Annotated in this window: 24 protein-coding genes and 2 pseudogenes; 17 read left to right on the top strand and 9 right to left on the bottom strand. The window is 69.3% G+C overall.

Annotation, left to right across the window (positions count from 1 at the left end; all coding sequences use genetic code 11):
- Genes BST28_RS12690 through ramB form a run of 3 tightly spaced genes read right to left on the bottom strand, consistent with a single transcriptional unit; the run spans position 1 to position 3,425 of the window.
- Positions 1-1,455, bottom strand: coding sequence for a DUF92 domain-containing protein (locus tag BST28_RS12690; RefSeq protein ID WP_234808274.1), 1,455 nt, complete (start codon positions 1,453-1,455; stop codon positions 1-3).
- Positions 1,456-1,461: 6 nt separating this feature from the next.
- Positions 1,462-2,001, bottom strand: a complete 540-nt coding sequence (locus tag BST28_RS12695; protein WP_065287742.1) for a carboxymuconolactone decarboxylase family protein — start codon at positions 1,999-2,001, stop codon at positions 1,462-1,464.
- Positions 1,998-3,425 (bottom strand): acetate metabolism transcriptional regulator RamB, encoded by a 1,428-nt coding sequence (ramB, locus tag BST28_RS12700; RefSeq protein WP_019736873.1) that lies wholly within the window; start codon positions 3,423-3,425, stop codon positions 1,998-2,000. Before ramB ends, BST28_RS12695 begins: the two co-directional genes overlap by 4 nt.
- Positions 3,426-3,509: 84 nt before the next feature.
- On the opposite strand from ramB, the gene BST28_RS12705 reads away from it, so the two are divergent.
- The 3 genes from BST28_RS12705 (at position 3,510) to BST28_RS12715 (ending at position 6,917) form a co-directional block, all read left to right on the top strand.
- On the top strand, positions 3,510-4,337 hold the full coding sequence (locus tag BST28_RS12705; protein ID WP_065287740.1) for an acyl-[acyl-carrier-protein] thioesterase: 828 nt from the start codon (positions 3,510-3,512) through the stop codon (positions 4,335-4,337).
- A gap of 282 nt (positions 4,338-4,619) precedes the next feature.
- Positions 4,620-5,906 (top strand): isocitrate lyase, encoded by a 1,287-nt coding sequence (aceA, locus tag BST28_RS12710; protein ID WP_065287739.1) that lies wholly within the window; start codon positions 4,620-4,622, stop codon positions 5,904-5,906.
- 156 nt (positions 5,907-6,062) lie between these two features.
- The gene (locus tag BST28_RS12715; protein WP_019736870.1) at positions 6,063-6,917 is read left to right on the top strand and encodes a 3-hydroxybutyryl-CoA dehydrogenase; all 855 of its coding nucleotides are present in this window, start codon (positions 6,063-6,065) and stop codon (positions 6,915-6,917) included.
- Here BST28_RS12715 and BST28_RS12720 read toward each other — a convergent pair.
- Entirely contained in the window at positions 6,911-7,624 is a 714-nt protein-coding gene (locus tag BST28_RS12720) for a TetR/AcrR family transcriptional regulator (protein ID WP_019736869.1), read from the bottom strand. The two genes, BST28_RS12715 and BST28_RS12720, sit on opposite strands and share 7 nt — an antisense overlap.
- Before the next feature lie 260 nt (positions 7,625-7,884).
- Between BST28_RS12720 and BST28_RS12725 the strand changes: the two genes are divergently transcribed.
- The 6 genes from BST28_RS12725 (at position 7,885) to deoC (ending at position 11,775) form a co-directional block, all read left to right on the top strand.
- A complete protein-coding gene (locus tag BST28_RS12725; RefSeq protein ID WP_019734988.1) occupies positions 7,885-9,171 on the top strand; it encodes a DUF445 domain-containing protein in 1,287 nt (428 codons plus the stop codon).
- Positions 9,172-9,258: 87 nt separating this feature from the next.
- A complete protein-coding gene (locus BST28_RS12730; RefSeq protein ID WP_019734987.1) occupies positions 9,259-9,651 on the top strand; it encodes a helix-turn-helix domain-containing protein in 393 nt (130 codons plus the stop codon).
- 59 nt (positions 9,652-9,710) lie between these two features.
- Complete coding sequence (locus BST28_RS12735) at positions 9,711-10,340, top strand: hypothetical protein (protein WP_019734986.1); 630 nt, start codon at positions 9,711-9,713, stop codon at positions 10,338-10,340.
- Between the two features lie 52 nt (positions 10,341-10,392).
- Positions 10,393-10,665, top strand: a complete 273-nt coding sequence (locus BST28_RS12740; protein ID WP_083081238.1) for a DUF2516 family protein — start codon at positions 10,393-10,395, stop codon at positions 10,663-10,665.
- A gap of 4 nt (positions 10,666-10,669) precedes the next feature.
- Positions 10,670-11,074, top strand: a complete 405-nt coding sequence (locus tag BST28_RS12745; RefSeq protein ID WP_083081240.1) for a DUF2599 domain-containing protein — start codon at positions 10,670-10,672, stop codon at positions 11,072-11,074.
- A complete protein-coding gene (gene deoC, locus BST28_RS12750; RefSeq protein WP_083081242.1) occupies positions 11,074-11,775 on the top strand; it encodes a deoxyribose-phosphate aldolase in 702 nt (233 codons plus the stop codon). Before BST28_RS12745 ends, deoC begins: the two co-directional genes overlap by 1 nt.
- Positions 11,776-11,778: 3 nt before the next feature.
- Here deoC and BST28_RS12755 read toward each other — a convergent pair whose 3' ends face one another.
- From BST28_RS12755 to BST28_RS12770, 4 genes are read right to left on the bottom strand one after another with little or no spacing between them, the layout of a single operon-like run.
- Positions 11,779-12,543 carry an LmeA family phospholipid-binding protein gene (locus BST28_RS12755; RefSeq protein WP_083081244.1) on the bottom strand — a complete coding sequence of 255 codons (765 nt, stop codon included), beginning with the start codon at positions 12,541-12,543 and terminating at the stop codon, positions 11,779-11,781.
- Between the two features lie 9 nt (positions 12,544-12,552).
- Positions 12,553-13,599, bottom strand: coding sequence for an LmeA family phospholipid-binding protein (locus tag BST28_RS12760; protein WP_165758082.1), 1,047 nt, complete (start codon positions 13,597-13,599; stop codon positions 12,553-12,555).
- Positions 13,596-14,420 (bottom strand): carbon-nitrogen hydrolase family protein, encoded by an 825-nt coding sequence (locus BST28_RS12765; RefSeq protein WP_083081248.1) that lies wholly within the window; start codon positions 14,418-14,420, stop codon positions 13,596-13,598. Before BST28_RS12765 ends, BST28_RS12760 begins: the two co-directional genes overlap by 4 nt.
- Before the next feature lie 9 nt (positions 14,421-14,429).
- The gene (locus tag BST28_RS12770) at positions 14,430-14,963 is read right to left on the bottom strand and encodes a DUF2505 domain-containing protein (RefSeq protein ID WP_065287733.1); all 534 of its coding nucleotides are present in this window, start codon (positions 14,961-14,963) and stop codon (positions 14,430-14,432) included.
- A gap of 26 nt (positions 14,964-14,989) precedes the next feature.
- Between BST28_RS12770 and BST28_RS12775 the strand changes: the two genes are divergently transcribed.
- Positions 14,990-16,051, top strand: coding sequence for a UDP-N-acetylmuramate dehydrogenase (locus BST28_RS12775; protein ID WP_109560693.1), 1,062 nt, complete (start codon positions 14,990-14,992; stop codon positions 16,049-16,051).
- A 5-nt stretch (positions 16,052-16,056) separates the two neighbouring features.
- Positions 16,057-17,394, top strand: a complete 1,338-nt coding sequence (locus tag BST28_RS12780) for a L,D-transpeptidase (RefSeq protein ID WP_234808279.1) — start codon at positions 16,057-16,059, stop codon at positions 17,392-17,394.
- Here BST28_RS12780 and BST28_RS12785 read toward each other — a convergent pair.
- Positions 17,375-18,139, bottom strand: a complete 765-nt coding sequence (locus BST28_RS12785) for an SDR family NAD(P)-dependent oxidoreductase (RefSeq protein WP_083081254.1) — start codon at positions 18,137-18,139, stop codon at positions 17,375-17,377. The genes BST28_RS12780 and BST28_RS12785 overlap by 20 nt on opposite strands.
- 655 nt (positions 18,140-18,794) lie before the next feature.
- Between BST28_RS12785 and BST28_RS25250 the strand changes: the two are divergent.
- The 6 genes and pseudogenes from BST28_RS25250 to regX form a co-directional block, all read left to right on the top strand.
- Positions 18,795-19,457, top strand: a pseudogene (locus BST28_RS25250) (ROK family protein); the annotation flags it as partial.
- A gap of 155 nt (positions 19,458-19,612) precedes the next feature.
- Positions 19,613-21,075, top strand: a pseudogene (mshA, locus tag BST28_RS12795) (D-inositol-3-phosphate glycosyltransferase); the annotation flags it as partial.
- Positions 21,072-21,584: a type III secretion system chaperone family protein gene (locus BST28_RS12800; protein ID WP_019735120.1), complete on the top strand. Its 513-nt coding sequence runs from the start codon at positions 21,072-21,074 to the stop codon at positions 21,582-21,584. The pseudogene mshA and the gene BST28_RS12800, both read left to right, overlap by 4 nt.
- A gap of 13 nt (positions 21,585-21,597) precedes the next feature.
- Positions 21,598-22,347: a phosphoglyceromutase gene (locus BST28_RS12805; protein ID WP_029248794.1), complete on the top strand. Its 750-nt coding sequence runs from the start codon at positions 21,598-21,600 to the stop codon at positions 22,345-22,347.
- 127 nt (positions 22,348-22,474) lie between these two features.
- Entirely contained in the window at positions 22,475-23,659 is a 1,185-nt protein-coding gene (locus BST28_RS12810; protein ID WP_083081258.1) for a sensor histidine kinase, read from the top strand.
- Positions 23,656-24,339, top strand: a complete 684-nt coding sequence (gene regX, locus BST28_RS12815) for a two-component sensory transduction protein RegX (RefSeq protein WP_019735123.1) — start codon at positions 23,656-23,658, stop codon at positions 24,337-24,339. Before BST28_RS12810 ends, regX begins: the two co-directional genes overlap by 4 nt.
- Positions 24,340-24,361: the final 22 nt, after the last annotated feature.

A 24,361-nucleotide genomic window follows, 5' to 3' on the forward strand; every position in this document is an offset into this window, starting at 1 on the left:
CTACCGCAGCAGCTGAAATACCACCAATCCCGCCGCCATCCCGGCCCCATTGGCGAAGGCGTTGACGACGTCGTTGTCCACCCAGCGCCACCCCCAGGACGGCTGCGTCGGCGACCCACAGTGCAGGCGGTCCTCCACCGTTGCTCCGCAGGCGGTGCACAAGAAGTGTGCCTCCACGCTGGCGCCGATCAGGGTGTCCACCAGGGAGCCGATGATCCCGGCTGCCAGGCCGACGGGCACCATCGTCAGCCCCCCGAAGAGCGCGCCGAAACCTCCGACCGCCGACGCTCCCACCACCGTCGCCGCTGAACCCAGTGGGGAGACCGCCCCCGACGTGCCTTTGGCGACGCGGCTCCGCGTCCGCAGCGACACCGGATCCCGCCTGGAGAACCGGCCGATCTCCGATGCCCACGAATCGGCGATGCCGGCGGCGATCCCGCCGATGGAGACGGCGTACCAGGCCGGATCGCGAGTGAACGCGAAGCCGATCACCGGGGTCAGCACCGGTAGGCCGGCGTTCACCGCGACCTGACTCAGGGTGCGCATGCCTTCGGACCGGCTGGGCCGGCGATACGCGGTGAGCAGGCTGGTCAGCGAGAAGAAGACGGCGGCCGGGATGATCCACGCCCACCCGCCGAGGCCGACGGCGATACCGGCGATCAGGCCACCGCACAGCGCGCCCGGTAGATCCAGCCAGCGCATCCGCAGCATGAACGGCACGATGGCGCAGCCGAATACGGCCGCGGCCAACCAGCGCAGCGCGTCGTCGGTCGACAGATCGCGCGCGACATGCAACAGCAGTGCCACCCACGGTGTGATCAGCAGGTTGTCCGCCGCCGGCCAGACCAGCAGTTCGACCGCCGCCGTCGTCACCGCGACGAACAACGAAACCGCCACCGCCATAAACGAGTTCAGTTCGAGGCCGACCTGGCAGAACACGAACGACACGGCGAAGGCGATCGCCACGAAGGCCACCGAGCCCTCCAGGGAGCGCACGCCGCCGCCGGCTTCCAGCCGGTGGCGGCCCAGGCGGTCGCCGATCAGGGCCGCGCCCGCGTCGGCCAGACCCAGCACCGCCACCCCCGCGGCGATCGCAACCCGGTCCGGCCAGAACGCCAGCACCGCGACGAGCGCCCCGGCGGCGAAGCCGACCAGTCCGTAGTCGCGGGACCGGGTGCCGTCGAAGACTCCCGGCACCGGGACCAGGCCCCGTTCCACGATGAATGTCAACGCCACCGTCGCGACGGCCAGCACGCCCGCCACCACCGCGCCGTTGGACAACTGGAACGCGGCCCCGGCTGCGAACAGCCCGCACAGTGCGTGGGGAACCTTGCGGGTGACCAGCGGGCCGGCGCCACGGCGTACCAACGCTCGCCCGACGAGGATCAGCGCGACCGCGATCAGCAGGACCCCGCCCCCGGCGACGGCCAGGTCGTGGCTCACGGTAGCTGTCACGCAGCGCTACTCATCGAAGTCCAAAGGCACCCGCAGTGCGCTCAGCGTGGCGGCCAGAGCGTCGTATTGGCATGTGAGCATGACGAATTCGATCAGCCGGGGACGGTCGAAGTGCTCGGACAACTGCGCCCAGGTGGCATCCGAGAGCGTGCGGGTATGCACGAGTTCATCGATGCCGGTCAGCATGACGCGCTGACGATCGTCCAGGCCGGGCGCATCGGGGCCTTCGAAAATACGCTCCTGGGTGGCGTCGTCCAAGCCGGCCGCGGCGGCCATTCGCCGGTGGTGCTGCAGTTCGTACTGGCTGTCACGCAGGTGGCCCACCCGCAGGATCACCAACTCGGTGTCGCGGGTCGACAGCTTGCCGCCCCGCATCAGCACCCCGCCGAACGGCAGCCAGGACCACATCAACCGCTTGTGCTGACCGAGTGTGGTGAACAGGTGCGCCCTGGGCACGTGCTGGCGGGCGGCGACGACCTTGCAGACCAGCCAATTGACCAGACCGAGGTCGCGCAGGCCGGGGGCTTCGGGGATGCGTGCTGTCACCGCTGTTGCTTTACCAGATACGGCGACACCGTGCTGCGGTGTTCGTTGAGATCGAGGTCACGGCCCAGCGCGGGGAATGCCCGCTGCGGACAGTTGTCACGCTCGCAGACCCGGCAGCCGGCCCCGATCGGGGTGGCGGGCACGTCATGGCCGTCGTGCAGGTCCAGCCCCTCGGAATAGACCAGCCGATGGGCGTGGCGCAGTTCGCAGCCCAGCCCGATCGCGAACGTCTTGCCCGGCTGGCCCCACCGGGAGGCACGGCGCTCGACGGTGCGTGCCACCCACAGGTATTTGCGGCCGTCGGGCATCTCGGCGACCTGCACGAGGATTTTTCCGGGGTTGCCGAACGTCTCGTAGACATTCCACAGCGGGCAGGTTCCGCCGCTGGAGGAAAAGTGAAAGCCGGTGGCCGACTGACGTTTCGACATGTTGCCGGCTCGATCGACACGGACGAATGAGAACGGCACGCCCCGCATCGACGGGCGCTGCAGGGTGGACAGCCGGTGGGCGATGGTCTCGTAGCTGACCCGGTAGAACGCCGACAGCCGCTCGATGTCGTAGCGGAACGTCTCGGCGCTGTCGTGGAACTGCCCGTAGGGCAGCACGACGGCCGCCGCGAAGTAGTTGGCCAGCCCGAGCCTGGCCAGGGTGCGGGCGTCCTTCGAGGTGAACTTGCCCTCTTCGACCATCGCCGAGATCTGGTCGTCGTATTCCAGGTAGGCCAGTTCGGCGGCCATCTTGAACACCCGCTGGCCCCACGACAGGTGGTTGGAGATGTCCAGGGTCCGGGTCTCGGTGTCGTAGCGGTGCAGCACGGTCTCGCCCAGGTCGATCCGGCGGTTGATGTGCACGCCGTGCACCTCGGTGAGCCGGTTGGCCAACTCGATGGCCAGTTCGCCCTGGTGCCGGCGCATCCGGGTGGCCAGTTCCTCTGCGGCGGTGTCGAGTTCGTGCAGGTAGTTCTGCCGCTGATAGAAGTAGTCGCGGACCTCTTCGTGCGGCATGGTGATCGCGCCGGTGCCGCTGCCGTCGGTGTAGCGCTCCTCGGTGGCCGCGGCCAGCTGGGCCGTGGTGATCCGGTAGCGGCGGTGCAGGTTGACCATCGCCCGGGCCAATTTGGGGTGGGCGCTGACCATTTCGGCCACCTCGGTCAGCTCGACCTCGACGTCCAGGTCGCGGTCCAGCGTGACCTCGCGCAACTCGGCGACCAGCCGGGTGTCGTCCTGGGAGGCGAAGAAGGTGGCGTCGACCCCGAAGACCTCGGTGATGCGCAGCAGCACCGCCACCGTCAGCGGCCGGACGTCGTGCTCGATCTGGTTGAGGTAACTCGGTGAGATCCCCAACATCTGCGCCAGGGCGGCCTGGCTGAACCCGCGCTCGCTGCGCAGCTGGCGCACTCGGGAGCCGACGTAGGTCTTGGCCACTTCGCCGAGCCTACCTGCTGCGAAGGCGACATTCGCATTATTGGCATGGCATGATCGCTCAGGGAAAAACAACCGGGAGCATCGATGCAGCAGACAGATGAGCCGACCGGCCTGGCGAAGGTCTTGATGCCGGTGCCGGACCCGCATCCCGACGTGTTCGACCGGCAGTGGCCGCTGCGGGTCGCCGACATCGACCGGCACGGCCGGCTGCGGATGGACGCGGCCGCCCGGCACATCCAGGACATCGGTCAGGATCAGCTGCGGGAGATGGGGTATGAGGCCACCCACCCGCTGTGGATCGTCCGGCGCACCATGATGGACCTGATCGCACCCATCGAGTTCCAGGACATCCTGCGGGTGCGGCGCTGGTGCTCGGGCACCTCCAACCGGTGGTGTGAGATGCGCGTCCGCATCGACGGACGGCGCAGCGGCGGGCTCATCGAATCCGAGGCGTTCTGGATCAACATCAACCGCGAGACCCAGGGCCCGGCGCGCATCTCCGAGGACTTCCTGGCCGGGCTCAAACGCACCACCAGCGTCGACCGGCTGCGCTGGAAGGCGTACCTGAGTGGCGGGAACCGCGATGTGCGGGCCGGTGCCGCCGAGATCCACGAGTATCCGATCCGATTCACCGACATCGACCTGTTCGATCACATGAACAACTCGGTGTACTGGAGCGTGGTCGAGGATTACCTGGCGAGCTATCCGGAACTGCTCGCGGCGCCGCTGCGGGTCACCCTGGAACACGACGCCGCGGTCGCCCTGGGCGACAAACTAGAGATCGTCTCCCATCTGCACCCGGCCGGATCGACCGATCGGTTCGGGCCGCAACTGGCCGATCGCGCTGTTAGAACGCTCACATACATGGTCGGTGAAGAGGTCAAAGCGCTCGCCGCGATCTTCCCGCTGTAACACGTTCTAGTCAGTACGGGCGTACTGCTAATACCCGCGTTGACCAGTGCAGATAAGTTACCGACCGGTAGCTTAACTGGCGGGCGACGCGAGAGGCTGTCCACGCGATTCTTCGCAAACTTCGCATAACGCCCGTACTGTTTGGCCAAAGTTGGCAGTGAAAACCAGTGGACCTGGGCCGATGTGGTGTGTCAGGGTCTCGTTAACACACCAGTAAATTCGTCGGGGTGTTGGCAAGTCCGATAAGCGGCCCGGCGATCGCGCGAAACAGAAGGAGTCGCCATGTCGACCGTTGGCACGCCGAAGAGCCCCGAGCAGATCCAGCACGACTGGGACCACAACCCGCGCTGGAAGGGCGTCACCCGCACCTACACCGCCGAGGACGTCGTCGCGTTGCAGGGCCACGTCGTCGAGGAGCACACCCTGGCCTGCCGCGGCGCCGAGGTGCTCTGGGAGCAGCTGCACGAGCTGGACTACATCAACGCCCTGGGCGCGCTGACCGGCAACATGGCCGTCCAGCAGGTCCGCGCCGGCCTGAAGGCCATCTACCTGTCGGGCTGGCAGGTCGCCGGTGACGCGAACCTGTCCGGCCACACCTACCCCGACCAGAGCCTCTACCCGGCCAACTCGGTGCCGCAGGTGGTTCGCCGGATCAACAACGCCCTGCTGCGTGCCGACGAGATCGCCAAGGTCGAGGGCGACACCTCGGTGGAGAACTGGCTGGCCCCGATCGTCGCCGACGGTGAGGCCGGCTTCGGCGGTGCGCTCAACGTCTACGAGCTGCAGAAGGCGATGATCGCCGCCGGCGTCGCGGGCTCGCACTGGGAGGACCAGCTGGCCTCGGAGAAGAAGTGCGGCCACCTGGGCGGCAAGGTGCTGATCCCCACCCAGCAGCACATCCGCACCCTGACCTCCGCCCGCCTGGCTGCCGATGTGGCCGGCGTTCCCACCGTGGTGATCGCCCGCACCGACGCCGAGGCCGCCACCCTGATCACCTCCGACGTCGACGAGCGTGACCAGCCGTTCATCACCGGGGAGCGGACCGCCGAGGGCTTCTACCGGGTTCAGAACGGCCTGGAGCCGTGCATCGCCCGGGCCAAGGCCTACGCGCCCTACGCCGACCTGATCTGGATGGAGACCGGCACGCCGGACCTGGAGCTGGCCCGTAAGTTCGCCGAGGGCGTCAAGGCCGAGTTCCCCGACCAGATGCTGGCGTACAACTGCTCGCCGTCGTTCAACTGGAAGCAGCACCTCGACGACGCCACCATCGCCAAGTTCCAGAACGAGCTGGGTGCGATGGGCTTCAAATTCCAGTTCATCACGCTGGCCGGCTTCCACGCCCTGAACTACTCGATGTTCGACCTGGCCCACGGCTACGCCCGCAGCCAGATGAGCGCCTACGTCGAGCTGCAGGAGCGCGAGTTCGCCGCCGAGGAGCGGGGCTACACCGCCACCAAGCACCAGCGCGAGGTCGGTGCCGGCTACTTCGACCGGATCGCCACCACCGTCGACCCGACCTCGTCGACGACCGCGCTGGCCGGCTCGACCGAAGAGGGCCAGTTCCACTGAGCCGCTAGTCCTCGCGGGGCGGAAAGCTTCCGCGGTGCTTGTCGGATTGCGCCGCGGGGGAGTTGACAGCGCGGGCCCCGCCCAGCCAGCCTGGGCGGGGCCTGTTGCTGCCCTGAGACTGAAGATGAACTCGCCGTGAAGCCCGAAAGGAACACAGTGTCGATCCAACGAGTAGGCGTCATCGGAGCCGGGCAGATGGGCGCCGGAATCGCCGAGGTGTCCGCGCGCGCCGGCGTCGAGGTGAAGGTCTTCGAGACCACCGACGCCCTGATCGCCGCGGGCCGCAACCGGATCGTCAAGTCGCTGGAGCGCGGCGTGAGCGCGGGCAAGATCACCGAACGCGAGCGCGACGACGCCGTCGGCAACCTGACCTTCACCACCGACCTGGGCGACCTGGCGGATCGGCAGTTGGTCATCGAGGCCGTCATCGAGGACGACACCGTCAAATCGAAGATCTTCGCCGAGCTGGACCGGGTGATCACCGACCCGGAGGCGGTGCTCGCGTCGAACACCTCCTCCATCCCGATCATGAAGATCGCCGCCGCCACGGCGAACCCGCAGCGGGTGCTGGGCCTGCACTTCTTCAACCCGGTGCCGGTGCTGCCGCTGGTCGAGCTGGTGAGCACCCTGGTCACCGACCCCGCCGCCGCCGACCGCACCGAGGAGTTCGCCAGCGCGGTGCTGGGCAAGCAGGTGGTGCGCTGCTCGGACCGCTCCGGTTTCGTGGTGAACGCCCTGCTGGTGCCCTATCTGTTGTCGGCGGTGCGGATGCTGGAGTCCGGGTTCGCCACCGTCGAGGACATCGACAAGGCGATCGTCGCCGGACTGTCGCACCCGATGGGCCCGCTGCGGCTGTCGGACCTGGTCGGCCTGGACACGCTCAAGCTGATCGCGGACAAGATGTACGAGGAGTTCAAGGAGCCGCTGTACGCCGCGCCGCCGTTGCTGCTGCGCATGGTCGAAGCCGGCCAGCTCGGCAAGAAGTCCGGCCGGGGCTTCTACAGCTACTGAGCTTGCGCCGCCCGGCGCCAGGGCAGGATCGGCGCCGGGTGCGGACCGGCGTTGAACTTCTCCAACGAGCCGCCCACCTCGACGATGCCGCACAACGCATTCCAGCTCAGCATCGTCAGGTAATCGATCAGGTCGTCGGCGCTCATCCTCGGGTCCAGCAGCCACGAGTGGGTCGCCAACTGCACGCCGCCGACGATCATGTACGCCCACGGCTCGACCCCGTGGGTGTCCATCCCGACCTCGTTCATCCGGCGGCGCAGCATCACCGCGAGCATCCGGGCGATGATGCGTTCGGAGTCGGCGATCACCTTGCTCTTGGACGCCGAGCTGTTGGCCATCACGAACCGGTACGGCTCGGGCTCGTTGGCCACCGTCTGCACGTACACCCGGATGATCTCGCGGACCAGATCGAAGCCGTCCAGGTTCGCCGACAGCGCGGCCGCCATATTGGGGATCAGCGTGGTCTGAGCGAACCGCATCATCACCGCGGTGGTCAGGTCGTTCTTGTCGACGAAGTAGCGGTACAGCACCGTCTTGGACACGCCGATCTCGGCGGCGATCTCATCCATGCTCACGTACCGGCCGCGGCGCCGGATCGCCTCGATCGTCCCGTCGATCAGGTCATTTCGGCGGTCGACCTTGTGCTGGTGCCAACGTCGCTTGCGACCATCGGTCTTAGCGACCCCGGCTCGAAGCTGCTCTGCCACTATCGCGGGTTCCCATTCACTAGACGTAGTAGATAATACGGGCTGGTCCAGCAAACTCTGTGCCGCGGTAACAGTTACCGGCGGTTTAGCGAGGCTCGACGGAGGAGAGGCGAAGCTGGAACCGCCGCATTTACTCGGGCGGTTTAGCGAGGCTCGACGGAGGAGAGGCGAAGCTGGAACCGCCGGGGCTCCCGATAGCGGATGATGGTGGAGTGGTGCATCGACAAGACCGCCCGACTTGGCCCGGTGCGGCGCGGACCGTGCAGTCGCTGGCGGAGTCGTTCGCCGATGCCGATCCGGCTGCCGATGCCGTCCGGTTACGCGATCTGCGCCGGATGAAGGTCGTCGCGCTGAGCTTTCTGCTCGGTGCGACCGTCGTCTTCCTGTTGTGCCGGTGGGCCCAGGCCGGCGGCCCAGCTCCGACCTGGGTGGGCTACGTCGGTGCCGCCGCCGAGGCCGGCATGGTCGGCGCGCTGGCGGACTGGTTCGCGGTCACCGCGTTGTTCAAGCACCCGTTGGGTATCCCGATCCCGCACACCGCGATCATCAAGCGCAAAAAGGACCAGCTCGGGGAGGGCCTGGGCACTTTCGTGCGGGAGAACTTCCTGTCCCCGCCGGTGGTGGAGACCAAGCTGCGCGATGCGCAGATCGCCGGGCGGTTGGGCAAGTGGCTCTCCGAGCAGAATCACGCCGAGCGGGTGGCCGCCGAGACCGCGACCGTGCTGCGGGTCCTGATCGAGATGTTGCGCGACGAGGACGTGCAGGAGGTGCTGGACCGGATGATCGTGCGGCGCATCGCCGAGCCGCACTGGGGGCCGCCGGTGGGCCGGGTGCTGGGCACTCTGCTGGCCGAGAACCGGCAGGAGGCGTTGATCCAGCTGCTGGCCGACCGGGCGTTCCAGTGGTCGCTCAACGCCGGCGAAGTCATCCAGCGGGTGGTGGAGCGGGACTCGCCCACCTGGTCGCCGCGGTTCGTCGACCACCTGGTCGGCGACCGGATCCACCGCGAGCTGATGGACTTCACCGACAAGGTGCGTCGCAACCCCGATCACGAACTGCGCCGCAGCGCGACGCGTTTCCTGTTCGAGTTCGCCGACGACCTGCAGAACGACCCGGCGACGATCGCCAAGGCCGACGCGGTCAAAGAGCAGCTGATGGCCCGCGAGGAGGTCGCCAACGCGGCGGCGACGGCCTGGCGGACGCTGAAGCGGCTGGTACTCGAGGGCGTCGACGACCCGTCCAGTGCCCTGCGCACCCGGGTGGCCGCGACGGTGGTCCAGATCGGTGAGTCGTTGCGCGACAACGCCGAGCTTCGCGACAAGGTGGACAACTGGATCGTGCGGGCCGCCCAGCATCTGGTGGCGCATTACGGGGTGGAGATCACCGCGATCATCACCGAGACCATCGAGCGCTGGGACGCCGCGGAGGCCAGCCGGCGAATCGAATTGCATGTCGGACGCGATCTGCAGTTCATCCGGATCAACGGCACCGTCGTCGGGTCGCTGGCCGGGCTGGCGATCTACGCCATAGCTCAACTTATGTTCTGACCTGCGCTAGCTAGTGCTTGCAAAAGTTAGCACTAGGTCGTATCGTGGCATCCGTCAGCAGTTGAAAGTCCACGAAAGGGGTCACCGGTGTCGCAGGATGACAAGCTCACCGCAGTGGTCTCCACCGCCGCGGCCGACATCGGCAGCTTCATCCGGGCGCAGCGCGAAGCCGCGCAGGTGTCCATGCGGCAGCTGGCCGACAAGGCCGGTGTCAGCAATCCCTACCTCAGCCAGATCGAGCGCGGATTGCGCAAGCCCTCCGCTGACGTCCTCAACCAGATCGCCAAGGCCCTGCGGGTCTCCGCCGAGGTGCTCTACGTGCGCGCGGGAATCCTGGAGCCCAGCGAGAAGAGCGAGGTCCGTGACGCCATCATCGCCGATGCGGCGATCACGGAACGACAGAAGCAGGTTCTGCTCGACATCTACACCTCCTTCGTCCAGCAGAACGAAGCCGACGGTGAGGAGACGACGCCTGCCTGATCCCCGATCGTCCTCCTGACAACCACACCCGAAAAACCAATCTGAAAGGAATCCCGAACATGGCCGAGAACCCGACCATCGAAGAACTGAAGGCCCCCCTGCTCGCCGCGATCGGTGCGGCCGATCTGGCCCTGGCCACCATGAACGACCTCGTCGCCACCCTGCGCGAGCGCGCCGGTGACGCCCGCGAGGACGCCAGCAGCCGGGTCGAGGAGAGCCGTGCCCGCCTGAACAAGCTGCAGGAGGAGCTGCCCGAGCAGTTCGCCGAGCTGCGCGAGCGTTTCACCGCCGAGGAGCTGCGCAAGGCCGCCGAGGGCTACGTGGAGGCCGCCACCGGCCGGTACAACGACCTGGTGGCCCGTGGTGAGGCCGCGCTGGAGCGGCTGCGCAACCAGTCCGGTCTCGACGACGCTTCGGCGCAGGTGGAGGGCTACGTCGACCACGCCGTCGAGCTGACCCAGGAGGTGCTGGGCAACGTCGCGTCGCAGACCCGCGAGGTCGGTGAGCGCGCCGCCAAGCTGGTCGGCATCGAGCTGCCCAAGAAGGAGCAGGCCAAGAAGGCCGCTCCGGCTGCCGGGGCCGCCAAGAAGGCTCCGGCGTCGACCGCCGCCAAGAAGACCCCGGCGAAGAAGGCTGCTGCCAAGCCCGCCGCGAAGAAGGCTCCGGCCAAGAAGGTCACCCAGAAGTAACCGCAGTTCGACGCCCGGGACGGTACCCGCCTAGGCTTGCAGCGTGTTCGCTATGAGCCTGGTGGGTATCGTCCTCGGCGTTTTGCAGCTCGCCGTGTTCGCAACGTCGGTGTACGCGTTCGTGCACGCCGCCATGCAGCGCTCCGACGCCTACACCGCCGCCGACAAGCTCACCAAGCCGGTGTGGCTGGTGATCCTCGGGGTGTGCGGGCTGCTGGCCTTGGTGCTGCAGGTGATGGGGATGGCGATCGCCGCCTGCGCCGCCGGGGTCTACCTGGTGGATGTGCGGCCCAGATTGCTTGAGGTCCAAGGCAAGTCCCACTAGCCCCATGGTCCGTTCGACTATCAGCGCCATCGGCGTGGTGGCGGCCGTGCTGGCGCCCGCCGCGCCGGCCCGGGCCGACGCCGGGCCTTCGGATTTCGTCGACCGCACCGAGTGGGTGAGCTACGGGGACCTGTCGAGTCTGCGGGTGTATCCGACTCCGGCCGGCCGGGCCGCGGCCACCCGGTTGGACGCCGCCGAGGGCGAGCAGGCCTGGCGTGAGGTGCTCGCCGCGGCCCCGGAGGCGGACACCCCGAGCATGCGCGAGCAATTCCTCTGTCACTGGAACTACGCCGAGTTCGCCCGTCCCGGCAAGACCAGCTGGAACCTCGAGCCGTGGCGTCCCGTCGTCGACGGTGTGACCATGCTCGAGTCCGGCTGCAACCCCGGCGCCGCCGAAGAGGCCTTCTGATGCCGCCGACGCCCGAGTGCCGGTGGGGCCGTGACCGGGTGGCGAGACTGGTCGACCACACCCTGCTCAAACCCGAGGCGACCGCCGATCAGGTTCTCGCCGTCGTCGCCGAGGCCGCCGAACTCGGTGTCGCCGCGGTGTGCGTCTCGCCGTCGATGGTGGCCATCGCAGCCTCAGCCGACCTCGTCGATGCCGCCCGCGTCCCGATCGCCGCGGTGGTGGGCTTCCCGTCCGGCAAGCATCTTCCGGCGGTCAAGGCGCACGAGGCGGCGCTGGCCGTCGCGGCCGGGGCGGCCGAGATCGACATGGTCATCGACGTCGGTGCGGCAGTGGCGGACGACTTCGCCGCGGTGGGCGCCGATATCGCCACGGTGCGCGCCGCCGCGCCGCACGCGGTGCTCAAGGTGATCGTGGAGTCGGCCGCGCTGCTGGAGCTCGGCGGTGCGGCCACCCTGGTGGCGGCCTGCCGCGCCGCCGAAGACGCCGGTGCGGATTTCGTCAAGACCTCCACCGGATTTCATCCCTTGGGCGGGGCATCGGTGGCCGCGGTGACGCTGATGGCCGACACCGTCGGAGGGCGGCTCGGGGTCAAAGCCAGCGGCGGTATCCGCACCGCGGACGATGCGCTGGCGATGCTCGAGGCCGGGGCCACCCGGCTGGGTCTGTCGGGGACCCGCGCAGTGCTGGACGGGCTGGGGTAGCGCTTACAGCCGCGCGAAGCACTGACTCGACGACGACGCCGGGATGGCGGCGTTGCGCGTCGAGAACTTGACCACCACACCGGAATCTGTGACCTGCGAGCTGTCGATGTGGATCCCCAGCGGAAGATCGCCGGTCACCTTTGCGGTGAGGTCATCCAGGTTGCGCTGCACGGTGTCGGTATCCAGATCGTGGCCGAGCGCTTCCAGCTCCACCACCTGCAGCTTCAGCCCGTTGTCGACGATCTGCGGCTTGACGGTGGCGCGGTTCAGCAGGCCCTTGAGCTCGACGGTGCCGGCGTCCGGATCGGTGGTGACCTTGCCGGTGACGATGCTGCCGATCACCGGAACCACGTCTTGAATCGACTCCTTGATGCCGTCCGCCGGCCAGGTGATGGTGCCGTCCAGCGACCCGATGGTGCCCTTGGAGTCAGCGCTCTTGTGCAGCCGGATGTCGCGGATGTCCAGGTCCAGCTGCATGCCCTTGGCCTTGCGGATCTGGTTGCCGGCGGTCTGCACCGAGATGTGCGGGTAGTCGCCCCGGAAGTACTGCGCCAGCACCGGCGGATCGGAGGCGAACGACACCGTCGCGGTGTCCTCCGCCTCGCACTGGACCGCGTCGGCGACCAGGCTCTTGGCCCGGTGCGTGGCATAGAGCTGCCCGCCGAACAGGGCGACCAGCGCCAGGACCAGCACCGCGGACAGCGCCAGCAGGACCGCCGGCAGGCCGGTAAACCGATGCGAGGGACGCCCTGATCCGAGTGTGCTCATTACTGCAGGCTACAGGTGGGCGAAGCAGGGGTCGTCGGACTGCGGGATGGCGGCGTTACGAGTCGAAAACCGTGCCACCACACCGTTATCGGTGACCTGGACGCTGTCGGCGTGCAGGCCGAGCGGGTAACGCTTGGTCAGCTCCCGGGCGAATCGGTCCAGCTCCGGCTGCAGCGTCTCGCGCGGCAGGGTCAGCGCACCCAGCCCGGTGAGCTTCTGCACCTGCAGCGAGAGCCCACCGTCGACCACCTCCGGCTTGACCACCACGCTGGCCAGGCCGAACGCGCCGCCGAGTTCGACGGTGCCGTCGTTGGCATTGGTCTTCAGATCCGAGACCAGGTTGCCCAGGATCGGCACCATCGACTGGACGGTCTCCTTGATCCCGGCCGACGGCCAGGTCAGGGTGGCGTCCAGGGCACCGATGGTGCCCTTGGAGTCGCCGGTGCCGTGCAGGTCGACGTCGAAGATGTTGAGGTCGGCCGTCATCTGCTGGGCGTCTTTGACCTGGTTGCCCGCGGTGTGGATGGAGATGTTGGTGTAGTTGCCGGTGAAGTGCTGCCACAGGAACGGCGGCGTCACCCCGAACGACACCTTGGCCTTGTCGTGAACCACGCACTCGGTGGCCTTGGCCACCTTGTTGTCGGCGATCCGGCGGGCGATCAGCTCGGCGCCGATCAAACCGGCCAGCGCCAGCGCGATCACGGTGACAATGATCAGCACCAGCGCCAATGGGTCTCGCAGTACGCTGGCCGGCCGCTGCCGGGTGGCGGCGGTGTCGATGACGGTGGTGGGCGCCTCGCCGGCCGGTTCCGGTGCCGGCGGCGGCGCGACCGGCGGGGGCGCAGCGGACGGTGGGGGCGCAACCTCCGCGGGCGCGCCGGGAATCCGGGTGGTCGGCTCGTCGCGGTGCGGATCGCCGACCGGCATCTGTCGGGTGGGCGACGCCGACGGCTCGGGTCGAGGCGAAGCTATGCCCTCGGTGGGCTGGTCGGGCTGGCCGCTGGGGCGCGCCCAAGGTGACTGGTCGCCGTGGGGAGGTCCGGGCGGATTGCTCACCCGCGCGATTCTGCCTTACCGACCTGAACAAAGTCCGCGCGATTGCTCAACACGGCCAGCGTCCGGCGGGCGGTGGCGACCGCCTCGAGGTCGATGTCGCAGACCAGCAGCTGCGGTTCCGGGCCGGCCGATGCTACCGGCTCGCCCCACGGCGAAGCGATCAGGCTGTGGCCCACCCCGGTCGGCGCGCCCGAGGAACTCGTCGGGTCGTCGGCACCGGGGTAGGCCTGGCCGACGGCGGCGATGTAGCTGGTCGAGTCCAGCGCCCGCGCGCAGGCCAGCAGTTCCCACTGCCGCAACTTGTCCGGCCCGGCGCCCCACGAGGCGCACACCGCGATCAGTTGGGCACCGCGGTCGGCCAGCTCGGTGTACAGCGCCGGGAAGCGGATGTCATAGCAGGTGGACAGGCCGACCCCGACGCCGTCGACATCGATCACCACCGGATCGGATCCCGGTGCGACGGTGCGTGATTCGGTGAAACCGAACGCATCGTAGAGGTGCACCTTGTGATAGTGCGCGTCGGTTGCCGGCCCCGTCGCCAGCAAGGTGTTGGTGACTCGTCCGTCACCGGCGGGGACGAACATCCCCGCGACGACGGTCACCCCGGCCCGGGCGGCGATGTCGCGCACCCGGGTGGCCCACGGCCCGTCGAGCGGTTCGGCGATCGGGCCCAGCGGCACCCCGAACCGGCACATCGTGGCCTCCGGGAACACCACCAGGCGGGCGCCCTGCGCGGCGGCGCGCTCGGTGTAGTCGGCCACCAACTGCAGGTTGGCGGCCGGGTCGGTGCCGCTGAGGATCTGCGCACACGCTATCCGCATGGGTTCAGCCTATTCCGGTCGCGCGGTGCCGCCTCGCTGCAGCCATGTCGAGGTGAACTGCTGCTCGGCGGTCATCAATTCGCCCAGCTGGGTGCCGATGAAGTTCTCGATCTTGCCGCCTACCAGCGGGATGTCGACCTGTACCGTCGCGGTCAGCCGCAGCGCGCAGCCGGCTTCCCCCGATTCGGAGGCCGGTTCCAGCACCGCATCCCCGGACAGCTTCGCCGGTGCGCCGACGATCTTGCCGGTGACCTGGGCGTGTGCCCGCCCGTCGCGGACCGGACGCCACTTCTCGTGGCGCGCCATCTCCAGGTCGCCGGGATGGAACTGGGCGGCCAGCGCCGGCAGCTTGTCGCGGTGAATGCCCTGGGTGGTGACCACGTCGACGCCGCCGTCGGCGCCGACGGTGATCGAGTCCAGGGTCGCGGTGTCGGCCCCGGAATCGGCCAGCCGGGCCAGCCAGTACCGCTCGTCGGCGAACGCCGCATAGACCTGCTCGACGCTTCCCGGGTAGTGCTCGGTCAGCGTGAATGTACGCGGCATAGCTGGTCAGGCTACCGTTACCCGCCGTGGCCGGTTCCGAGTTCGCGGGCGCGCGTGTCGCCGAGGCGGTGCCGCTGGCGCCGTTGACCACGCTGCGGGTGGGACCGGTCGCGCAGCGGGTCATCACCTGCACCGATACCGAGCAGATCGTGGCCACCCTGGGCGAACTCGACCGGGCCGGTGTCCGCCCGCTGCTGCTTGCCGGTGGCTCCAACGTGGTGATCGCCGACGACCTGACCGATCTGACCGTGGTCCTGCTGGCCAACGACGGCATCGAGATCGACGGCAACGTGCTGCGGGCCCAGGCCGGCGCGGTCTGGGACGACGTGGTTGCGCGAGCAGTCGCCGCGGGGCTGGGCGGGTTGGAGTGCCTCGCGGGTATCCCCGGCTCGGCCGGCGCGACCCCGGTGCAGAACGTCGGGGCCTACGGCGCGGAGGTCGCCGACACCGTGACCCGGGTGCTGCTGCTGGATCGCCGCACCGGCACCGTGCGCTGGACCCCGGGCGCCGAGTTGAACTTCGGCTACCGCACCAGCGTGCTCAAGTACTCCGATGCGGCGGTGGTGCTGCAAGTGGAGTTCGAACTGGATGCCTCCGGTCGCAGCGCGCCGCTGCGCTACGGCGAGCTGGCCGCCGCGTTGCACGCCGCCGACGGCGACCGCGCCGACCCGGCAGCCGTGCGTGCCGCCGTGCTCAAATTGCGCTCCGCGAAGGGTATGGTGCTCGACGCCGATGATCACGACACCTGGAGTGTGGGCTCTTTCTTCACCAATCCGGTTGTGCCGCAAGAGGTGTACCGGAAGATCGCCGAACGGGAGACCGGACCGGTTCCGCACTGGGACGGCCCCGACGGGGTGAAGTTGGCGGCCGGCTGGCTGGTGGAGCGGTCCGGCTTCGGCAAGGGCTATCCCGGCGATGAGCAGGCGCCGGTGCGCCTTTCCACCAAGCATGCGCTGGCCCTGACCAACCGGGGCGGGGCCGGCACCGCCGACGTGCTGGAGTTGGCGCGCACCGTGCGCGACGGGGTGCGTGCGGCGTTCGGCATCACCTTGCACCCCGAGCCGGTGCTGGTCGGCTGCGCACTGTAACCAACATCGCAGGTGGTCAGGTGGCCCGGCCGGTATCTTGGGATGGCGTGAATGTGAACCGGCGAAAGGCGTTGGCCGCGCTGGCCGCCGGGGTGCTGGCGCCGCAGGCGCTGGCGGGCTGTTTCAGCCGGGCCGGAGACAGCGCCGACAAGACGCCGCCGGCGGCGCCCGCCCTGAGCTTCGAACCCCCGCTCGGCCAGACCGACGTGCTGCCGACCGCCGGCGTCGCCGTCACCGTCTCCGACGGCTGGTTTCAGCGGGTGGCGCTGACCAATCCGGCCGGCAAGGTGCTCAGCGGAACCTTCAACCGGGACCGGACCCGCTACACCATCACCGAGCCGCTGGGCTACGACGCCGAATACCGCTGGTCCGGCTCGGTGGTGGGCCATGACGGCAACGCCGTACCGGTCACCGGCACCATCACCACGGTGACGCCCGCAGTCGTCGTCGACGGCGGTTTTCAGCTGGCCGACGGGCAGACGGTCGGTGTCGCGGCGCCGGTGATCCTGCAGTTCGACGCGCCGATCGGTGACAAGGCGGCGGTCGAGCGGGCCCTGCGGGTCACCACCGAGCCTCCGGTGGAAGGAAGCTGGGCCTGGTTGCCCGACGAGGTGCAGGGCGCCCGGGTGCACTGGCGCAGTCGCGACTACTTCCCGGCCGGAACCACCGTCCGCGTCGACGCCAAGCTGTACGGCGTGGCCTTCGGTGACGGCGCCTACGGGGCCCAGGACATGTCGCTGGAGTTCTCCATCGGGCGGCGTCAGGTGGTCAAGGCCGAGGTCTCCTCGCATCGCATCCAGGTGGTCCGCGACGAGGGCGTGATCATGGACTTCCCGTGCAGCTACGGCGAAGGCGACCAGCCGCGCAACGTCACCCGCAACGGCATCCACGTGGTCAGCGAGAAGTACGCCGACTTCTACATGTCCAACCCGGCCGCCGGCTACAGCAATATCCACGAGCGCTGGGCGGTCCGCATCTCCAACAACGGCGAGTTCATCCACGCCAACCCGGCCAGCTCCGGCGCCCAGGGCAACACCAACGTCACCAACGGCTGCATCAACTTGTCCACCGAGAACGCCGAGCAGTACTTCCACAGCGCGATCTACGGCGACCCGGTCGAGGTGACCGGCAGCTCGATCGAGCTGTCCTACGCCGACGGCGACATCTGGGACTGGGCGGTGGACTGGGACACCTGGGTCTCGATGTCGGCGTTGTCGAGTTCCGAACCGGCCCGGACCTCACTGCCCAGCACCGCGCCGGCCACCCCGACCGACGCGCCGACGCTGTCGGGCACCCCGACGACGACGCAGCCGCCGGCGTCTACTACTCGGCCCGGCGGTTAGCGCGCGTCGCGGAGGCCTGGTCGCGCGGGCGGATCACGATCTGGTCGAGGTCGACGTGCGGGGGCCGGGAGGCCACGAACCCGATCACCTCGGCGATGTCGGCCGCCGTCAGCGGAGTCAGGCCGGCGTAGACCGCGTCGGAGCGCTCCCGGTCACCGTCGAAGCGCACCAGCGAGAACTCGGTTTCCACCATGCCCGGGGCGATCTCGGTGAGCCGCACCGGTTTTCCCAACAACTCACCGCGCAGCGTGCGGTGCAGCGCACTCTGGGCGTGTTTCGCCGAGGTGTAACCGGCGCCGCCGTCGTAGATCTCGAACGCCGCGATGGAGGTCACGGTGACGACCAGGCCGTCGCCGGAGGCGATCAGCTTCGGCAGCAGCGCACGGGTCACCTGCAGGGTGCCCAGCACGTTGGTCTCCCACATCCACCGCCAGTGCTCGAGGTCGGCGTCGCCGACCGGCGCCAGGCCCTTGGCCCCGCCGGCGTTGTTGACCAGCACATTGACCGAACCGGCCAGGCCCTCGCACACCTCGGCCAGCTCGGCGACCGCGGCCGGGTCGGTGACGTCCGCCGCCACGGCGGTGCCCCCGATGTCCTGCGCCAGCGTGGCGATCCGGTCGGCGCGCCGGGCCACCGCTACCACGTGAAAGCCTTGTCCGGCAAGGGTTCTCGCGGTCGCCTCGCCGATACCAGAGCTGGCGCCGGTAACCACCGCAATACGCGGTTCCCGCGCAGGTGTGCTCATCGCCCCAACTTTAGGGGGTGATCGCCAGGGGTCCTACGACGGTCAGCCGGGCGATGCCTCGGGCGGGACCGCCCGGCCCGCCCGGAGCGTTGCGGGGCTAATCGTGGAGCCGTGATACATTTCTCGGTTATGTACCGCAGTGCCCGCTATCTGACAGCGGTGTGTCTTGTCGCCACCGGCGCGTGTTGTTGCGCCTGTTGTCGCGCCTGACCTGCTGCGAGTAGCGCTCCTTTTGAAAGAGCCCGCCGGGTCGCAGGTGTAGCCAGCCCCCTTCCGGACTCTTCCTAGACAAGGACACAGCGTGACCACCACCTCTCTCCCCACCCACATCGCCACCCGCCGAACCGCCCGGACCCGCTCACATCCGCGCGTCGTGCCGCCGGCCCTGCAGCTGCCCGACACCGCCGGCGCCGCGGTTTTCTCCGCTATTCGCCAGCACGGCCCGATCGCTCGCGAGGCCATCGCCGGCGCCACCTCGCTGAGCGTCGCCACGGTCAACCGGCAGGTCAGCGCGCTGTTGCAGGCCGGATTGCTGCTGGAACGCGCCGACCTGGCGACCTCCGGCGCGATCGGACGGCCGCGCCGGCCGGTGGTGGTCAACCACGAGCCGTTCCTGGCGCTGGGCCTGCACATCGGGGCGAAGACCACCAGCATCGTGGCCACCGATCTGCTCGGCCGCACCCTGGACGTCGTCGAAACCCCGACCCCACCCAACGGGGCCGCGCCGGCGCTGGCGTCGCTGGCCGCCAGCGCGCGCCGGTACCTGACCCGCTGGCAGAAACGCCGGCCGCTGTGGGTCGGGGTGGCGACCGGTGGGGCGGTGGACGGCGCCACCGGCTACGTCGACCACCCCCGGCTGGGCTGGTCGGCCGCTCCGGTCGGGCCGGTGCTGGCCGAGGAGCTGCGGCTGCCGGTGTCGGTGGCCTCCCACGTCGACGCGATGGCCGGCGCCGAACTGTTGCTGGGGGTGCGGCGGCCGACGGCGACCAGCGCCACCAGCCTCTACGTCTATGCCCGGGAGACCGTCGGCTACGCCCTGGTGATCGGCGGGCGGGTGCACAGCCCGGCCAGCGGTCCCGGCACCATCGCCGGGCTGCCGGTGTCCTCGGAGCTGCTCGGCGGCTCCGGACAGCTGGAATCCACCGTCAGCGACGAGGCGGTTCTGGCCGCGGCCCGCCGGCTGCGGATCCTGCCCGACGGCAACAGTGCGGCCTCGGCCGCGGTGACCGGCCTGGTGCGCGAGGCCCGGGCCGGTGACGTGCGAGCGGCGGCGCTGCTGACCGAGCGGGCCCGGGCTCTGGGCGAAGCCGTGGCGCTGCTGCGCGATGTCCTCAACCCCGACGACCTGGTGGTCGGCGGCCAGGGGTTCACCGAGTACCCGGAGGGCATGGTCGAGGTGGAGCGGGCATTCGCGGAGCGCTCGGTGCTGGCCGGCCGCAGCCTGCGGGTCACCACGTTCGGTAACCGGGTCCAGGAAGCCGGCGCCGGGACGGTGTCGCTCGGCGGGCTCTACGCCGACCCGGTCGGGGCGATGCGCCGCTCCCGCGGGTCGGTGGCCCGGGCGGTCCCGGAAGCGTCGGCCTGAGGCGAGCTGTAAAGATGACGGGGTGGGGAGTGGCGTCGGATCCGGTGTGCGCCGGGTAGCGGTGCTGTCGGTTCACACCTCGCCGCTGGCGCAACCCGGCACCGGCGACGCCGGCGGAATGAACGTCTACGTCCTGCAGAGTGCGCTGCACCTGGCCCGCCGCGGGGTGGCCGTGGAGGTCTTCACCCGCGCCACGTCGTCGGCCGATCCGCCGGTGGCCCACGTCGCGCCCGGTGTACTGGTGCGCAACGTGGTGGCCGGGCCGTTCGAGGGCCTGGATAAAAACGACCTGCCGACCCAGCTGTGCGCGTTCGCCGCCGCGGTGCTGCGTGCCGAGGCGGCCCACGAGCCCGGCTACTACGACGTCGTGCACTCGCACTACTGGCTGTCCGGTCAGGTCGGCTGGCTGGCCGCGGATCGATGGGCGGTGCCGCTGGTGCACACCGCGCACACCCTGGCCGGGGTCAAGAACGCCGCCCTGGCCGCCGGTGACACCCCCGAACCGCCGCTGCGCAGCGTCGGCGAGCAGCAGGTCGTCGACGAGGCGGACCGGCTGATCGTCAACACCGACGACGAGGCGCGCCAGCTCGTCGCACTGCACGGGGCCGACCCGGCGCGTATCGATGTGGCGCATCCGGGGGTCGACCTGGAGGTCTTCCGCCCGGGCGACAAGCGGCAGGCCCGGGCCGCGCTGGGCCTGTCGCCCGACGAGCCGATTGTGGCCTTCGTCGGCCGCATCCAGCCGCTCAAGGCGCCCGACATCCTGTTGCGGGCCGTTGCGAAGCTGCCCGGGGTGCGTGTGGTAGTGGCCGGCGGGCCGTCGGGCAGCAGCGGGCTGGCCGCGCCGGGCGGCCTGGTTCGGCTGGCCGGGGAACTGGGTATCAGCGATCGGGTGACGTTCTTGCCGCCGCAGTCCCGCGAGAATCTGGCCGACCTGTTCCGGGCGGCCGATCTGGTGGCGGTGCCCAGCTACTCCGAATCGTTCGGGCTGGTAGCGCTGGAGGCGCAGGCCTGCGGGACACCGGTGGTCGCCGCGGCCGTCGGCGGGCTGCCGGTGGCGGTGCGCGACGGCGTCACCGGGGCACTGGTCGCCGGACACGGCATCGAAGCGTGGGCCACAGCGATCGACGAGCTGCTGCGGCTGGGGTCCGGGCCGCGCGGGTGGGCGATGCGCCGGGCCGCGGCCGCTCATGCGGCGACGTTCTCCTGGGAGCGCACCGTGGACGCCCAGCTGGCCAGCTACACCAGCGCGATCGAGGACTTCACCACCGCGCGCGGTGAGCGGATGCGGGTGGTCGGGGCACCGCGCCGGCCCCGGCGCTGGCCCGCGCGACGGGGGGCCCGCGCGTGAACCGCAGCGACGTCCGGCAGCTCATCGAGGACACCCTCAAGGCCGCCGAGCTGACCTACTCGGAGTTTCCGGGCGCGCACGGCGGCCTGCCGGGGCTGGTCGTCGAGCTGCCCGGCGAGCGCAAGCTCAAGACCAACACGATCCTCAGCGTCGGGGAGCACTCGGTGCGTATCGAGGCGTTCGTCTGCCGTAAGCCCGACGAGAACCACGCCGGGGTGTACCGCTTTCTGCTCAAGCGCAACCGTCGCCTCTACGGGGTGGCCTACACCCTGGACAACGTCGGCGACATCTATCTGGTCGGCCGGATGGCGCTGGCCTCGGTGACCGCCGAGGAGATCGACCGGGTGCTCGGGCAGGTGCTCGAAGCCGTCGACTTTGACTTCAACACGTTGCTGGAGTTGGGATTTGCCTCCTCCATTCAGAAGGAATGGGAGTGGCGGGTGTCCACCGGGCAGTCGCTGAAGAACCTGCGGGCGTTCGAGCATTTGATTGACCGCGACGGTGACTGAGACACTGGCCAGCATGTCTGACACTGCCACGCTGGTGCTGCTGCGCCACGGAGAGAGCGAATGGAACGCCAGTAACCAGTTCACCGGCTGGATGGACGTCAACCTGACCGACAAGGGCCGCACCGAGGCGGTCCGTGCCGGCACGCTGCTGGTCGAGCACGGCCTGCTGCCGGACGTGGTCTACACCTCGCTGCTGCGCCGGGCGATCACCACCGCGAACCTGGCGCTGGACGCCGCCGACCGGCACTGGATCCCGGTCCGGCGCACCTGGCGGCTCAACGAACGCCACTACGGCGCGTTGCAGGGCCTGGACAAGGCCGCGACCAAGGCCCGCTATGGCGACGAGCAGTTCATGACGTGGCGGCGCAGCTACGACACCCCGCCGCCGCCGATCGAGCCCGGCAGCCGCTACAGCCAGGACACCGACTCCCGCTACGCCGACATCGGCGGCGGCCCGCTGACCGAATGCCTGGCCGACGTGGTGGCGCGTTTCCTGCCGTACTACACCGACGTCGTCATCCCGGACCTGCGGTGCGGCAAGACCGTGCTGATCGCCGCGCACGGCAACTCGTTGCGGGCGCTGGTGAAATACCTCGATCAGATGTCCGACGAGGAGGTGGTCGGGCTGAACATCCCCACCGGTATCCCGCTTCGCTACGACCTGGACGCCGACCTGCGCCCGAAGGTCGCCGGCGGTGTGTACCTCGACCCCGAGGCGGCCGCCGCCGGGGCGGCGGCGGTGGCGAGCCAGGGCGCCAAGTAGCCGCGGCGCCGGTTCGAGTGAACTGCGAGTGGAAATCGGGTGAAATCTTCCTGCTGAATTCACACTCGACGCACGTCGTGGTCGAACGCTGGCCAGATAGGGCGGTCGACCTGCGTACGATTTTGCCGTGGCTGCGACTTCGGCGCTGACCCTCGCTGCGGTGTCGGCACTGCCGGCGCTCCTGGTGGGCGTGGCGGCCGGTTTCTGGCTGTCGCCGCGGCTGGCCGCGCGGCGCCGGCGGGTGACCACCGAACGGGCGGGGATCACCGTCTCGCAGATGCTGCAGCGGATCGTCGCGCACGCGTCGTTGGGGATCGCCGTCGTGGACACCCACCGCGACGTCGTCTACCTCAACGAGCGCGCCGCCGAGTTGGGCCTGGTGCACGGCCGGCTGCTCGACGACGGCGCCTGGGAGGCCGCGCAGCGGGCGCTGGCCGGCGACGAGGACGTCGTGTTCGACCTCTCCACGGCCAAGCGGGCGGCCAGGGCCGCCCGGCCGGACGTGGCGGCGGTGCGCGGGTACGCCCGGCTGCTGTCCGAGGAGGATCGCCGGTTCGCGGTCGTGATCGTCGACGACCAGTCCGAACAGGTCCGGATGGAGGCCAGCCGCCGCGACTTCGTGGCCAATGTCAGCCATGAACTCAAAACCCCGGTCGGGGCGATGGGGCTGCTCGCCGAGGCACTGCTGGCCTCCGCCGACGACCCCGAGGCGGTGCGCCCGTTCGCGGAGAAGGTGCTGGTCGAGGCGAACCGGTTGGCCAGCATGATCGGTGAGCTGATCGAGCTGTCCCGGCTGCAGGGCGCCGATCCGCTGCCGGACCTGGGCGCCGTCGACGTCGACAGTGTGGTCAACGAGGCGATCTCCCGGCACAAGGTGGCCGCCGACAATGCGGAGATCACCATCACCACCGACGCCCCGAGCGGCTTCCGGGTGCTCGGCGACGAACCCCTCCTGGTCACCGCACTGGCTAACCTGGTGTCGAACGCGATCGCCTACTCGCCGCACGGCTCGCAGGTATCGATCAGTCGGCGCAGCCGGGACGGCTTCGTCGAGATCGCCGTCACCGACCGCGGCATCGGAATCGCACGTAAGGACCAGGAGCGCGTCTTCGAACGGTTCTTCCGCAGCGACAAGGCGCGCTCGCGGGCGACCGGCGGCAGCGGGCTCGGGTTGGCGATCGTCAAGCACGTGGCGGCCAACCACAACGGCACCATCACGCTGTGGAGCCAGCCGGGCACCGGTTCGACGTTCACCCTGGCGATTCCCGCCTACGGCAGTGTGGACCACGATGAGGAGGAGCAGCAGCGATGACGCACGTGTTGATCGTTGAGGATGAGGAGTCGCTGGCGGACCCGCTGGCGTTCCTGCTGCGCAAGGAGGGTTTCGAGGCGACCGTGGTGACCGACGGGCCCTCGGCTCTGGCCGAGTTCGACCGGGCCGGCGCCGACATCGTGCTGCTGGATCTGATGCTTCCGGGGATGTCGGGCACCGATGTCTGCAAGCAGCTGCGGGCCCGCTCGAGCGTGCCGGTGATTATGGTCACTGCCCGCGACAGCGAGATCGACAAGGTCGTCGGCCTGGAATTGGGTGCCGACGACTACGTCACCAAGCCGTACTCGGCCCGCGAACTGATCGCCCGGATCCGGGCGGTGTTGCGCCGCGGCGGCGACGACGAGGGCGGTGTCGGGGAGGGCGTACTGGAGTCCGGTCCGGTGCGCATGGACGTCGAGCGCCACGTGGTGCTGGTCAACGGCGAGCAGATCACCTTGCCTCTCAAGGAGTTCGATCTGCTCGAATACCTGATGCGCAACACCGGCCGGGTGCTCACCCGGGGCCAGCTGATCGACCGGGTCTGGGGCGCGGATTACGTCGGCGACACCAAGACCCTGGATGTCCACGTCAAGCGACTGCGGTCCAAAATCGAGGCCGATCCGGCCAACCCGGTGCACCTGGTTACCGTGCGGGGCCTGGGCTACAAGCTGGAGGGCTGAACCCCAGGCGGCCGGGCTGATC

Origin of the sequence: Mycolicibacter kumamotonensis, from assembly GCF_002086285.1 — a bacterium.
Classification (GTDB): domain Bacteria; phylum Actinomycetota; class Actinomycetes; order Mycobacteriales; family Mycobacteriaceae; genus Mycobacterium; species Mycobacterium kumamotonense.

What these genes read in the sequence shown, in the direction of transcription:
- BST28_RS12705 (WP_065287740.1), top strand. Translation starts at nt 3,510, where the DNA reads ATGCAGCAGACAGATGAGCCGACCGGCCTGGCGAAGGTCTTGATGCCG.
- aceA (WP_065287739.1), top strand. Translation starts at nt 4,620, where the DNA reads ATGTCGACCGTTGGCACGCCGAAGAGCCCCGAGCAGATCCAGCACGAC.
- BST28_RS12735 (WP_019734986.1), top strand. Translation starts at nt 9,711, where the DNA reads ATGGCCGAGAACCCGACCATCGAAGAACTGAAGGCCCCCCTGCTCGCC.
- BST28_RS12740 (WP_083081238.1), top strand. Translation starts at nt 10,393, where the DNA reads ATGAGCCTGGTGGGTATCGTCCTCGGCGTTTTGCAGCTCGCCGTGTTC.
- BST28_RS12745 (WP_083081240.1), top strand. Translation starts at nt 10,670, where the DNA reads ATGGTCCGTTCGACTATCAGCGCCATCGGCGTGGTGGCGGCCGTGCTG.
- deoC (WP_083081242.1), top strand. Translation starts at nt 11,074, where the DNA reads ATGCCGCCGACGCCCGAGTGCCGGTGGGGCCGTGACCGGGTGGCGAGA.
- BST28_RS12755 (WP_083081244.1), bottom strand. Translation starts at nt 12,543, where the DNA reads ATGAGCACACTCGGATCAGGGCGTCCCTCGCATCGGTTTACCGGCCTG.
- BST28_RS12765 (WP_083081248.1), bottom strand. Translation starts at nt 14,420, where the DNA reads ATGCGGATAGCGTGTGCGCAGATCCTCAGCGGCACCGACCCGGCCGCC.
- BST28_RS12770 (WP_065287733.1), bottom strand. Translation starts at nt 14,963, where the DNA reads ATGCCGCGTACATTCACGCTGACCGAGCACTACCCGGGAAGCGTCGAG.
- BST28_RS12785 (WP_083081254.1), bottom strand. Translation starts at nt 18,139, where the DNA reads ATGAGCACACCTGCGCGGGAACCGCGTATTGCGGTGGTTACCGGCGCC.
- BST28_RS12805 (WP_029248794.1), top strand. Translation starts at nt 21,598, where the DNA reads ATGTCTGACACTGCCACGCTGGTGCTGCTGCGCCACGGAGAGAGCGAA.
- regX (WP_019735123.1), top strand. Translation starts at nt 23,656, where the DNA reads ATGACGCACGTGTTGATCGTTGAGGATGAGGAGTCGCTGGCGGACCCG.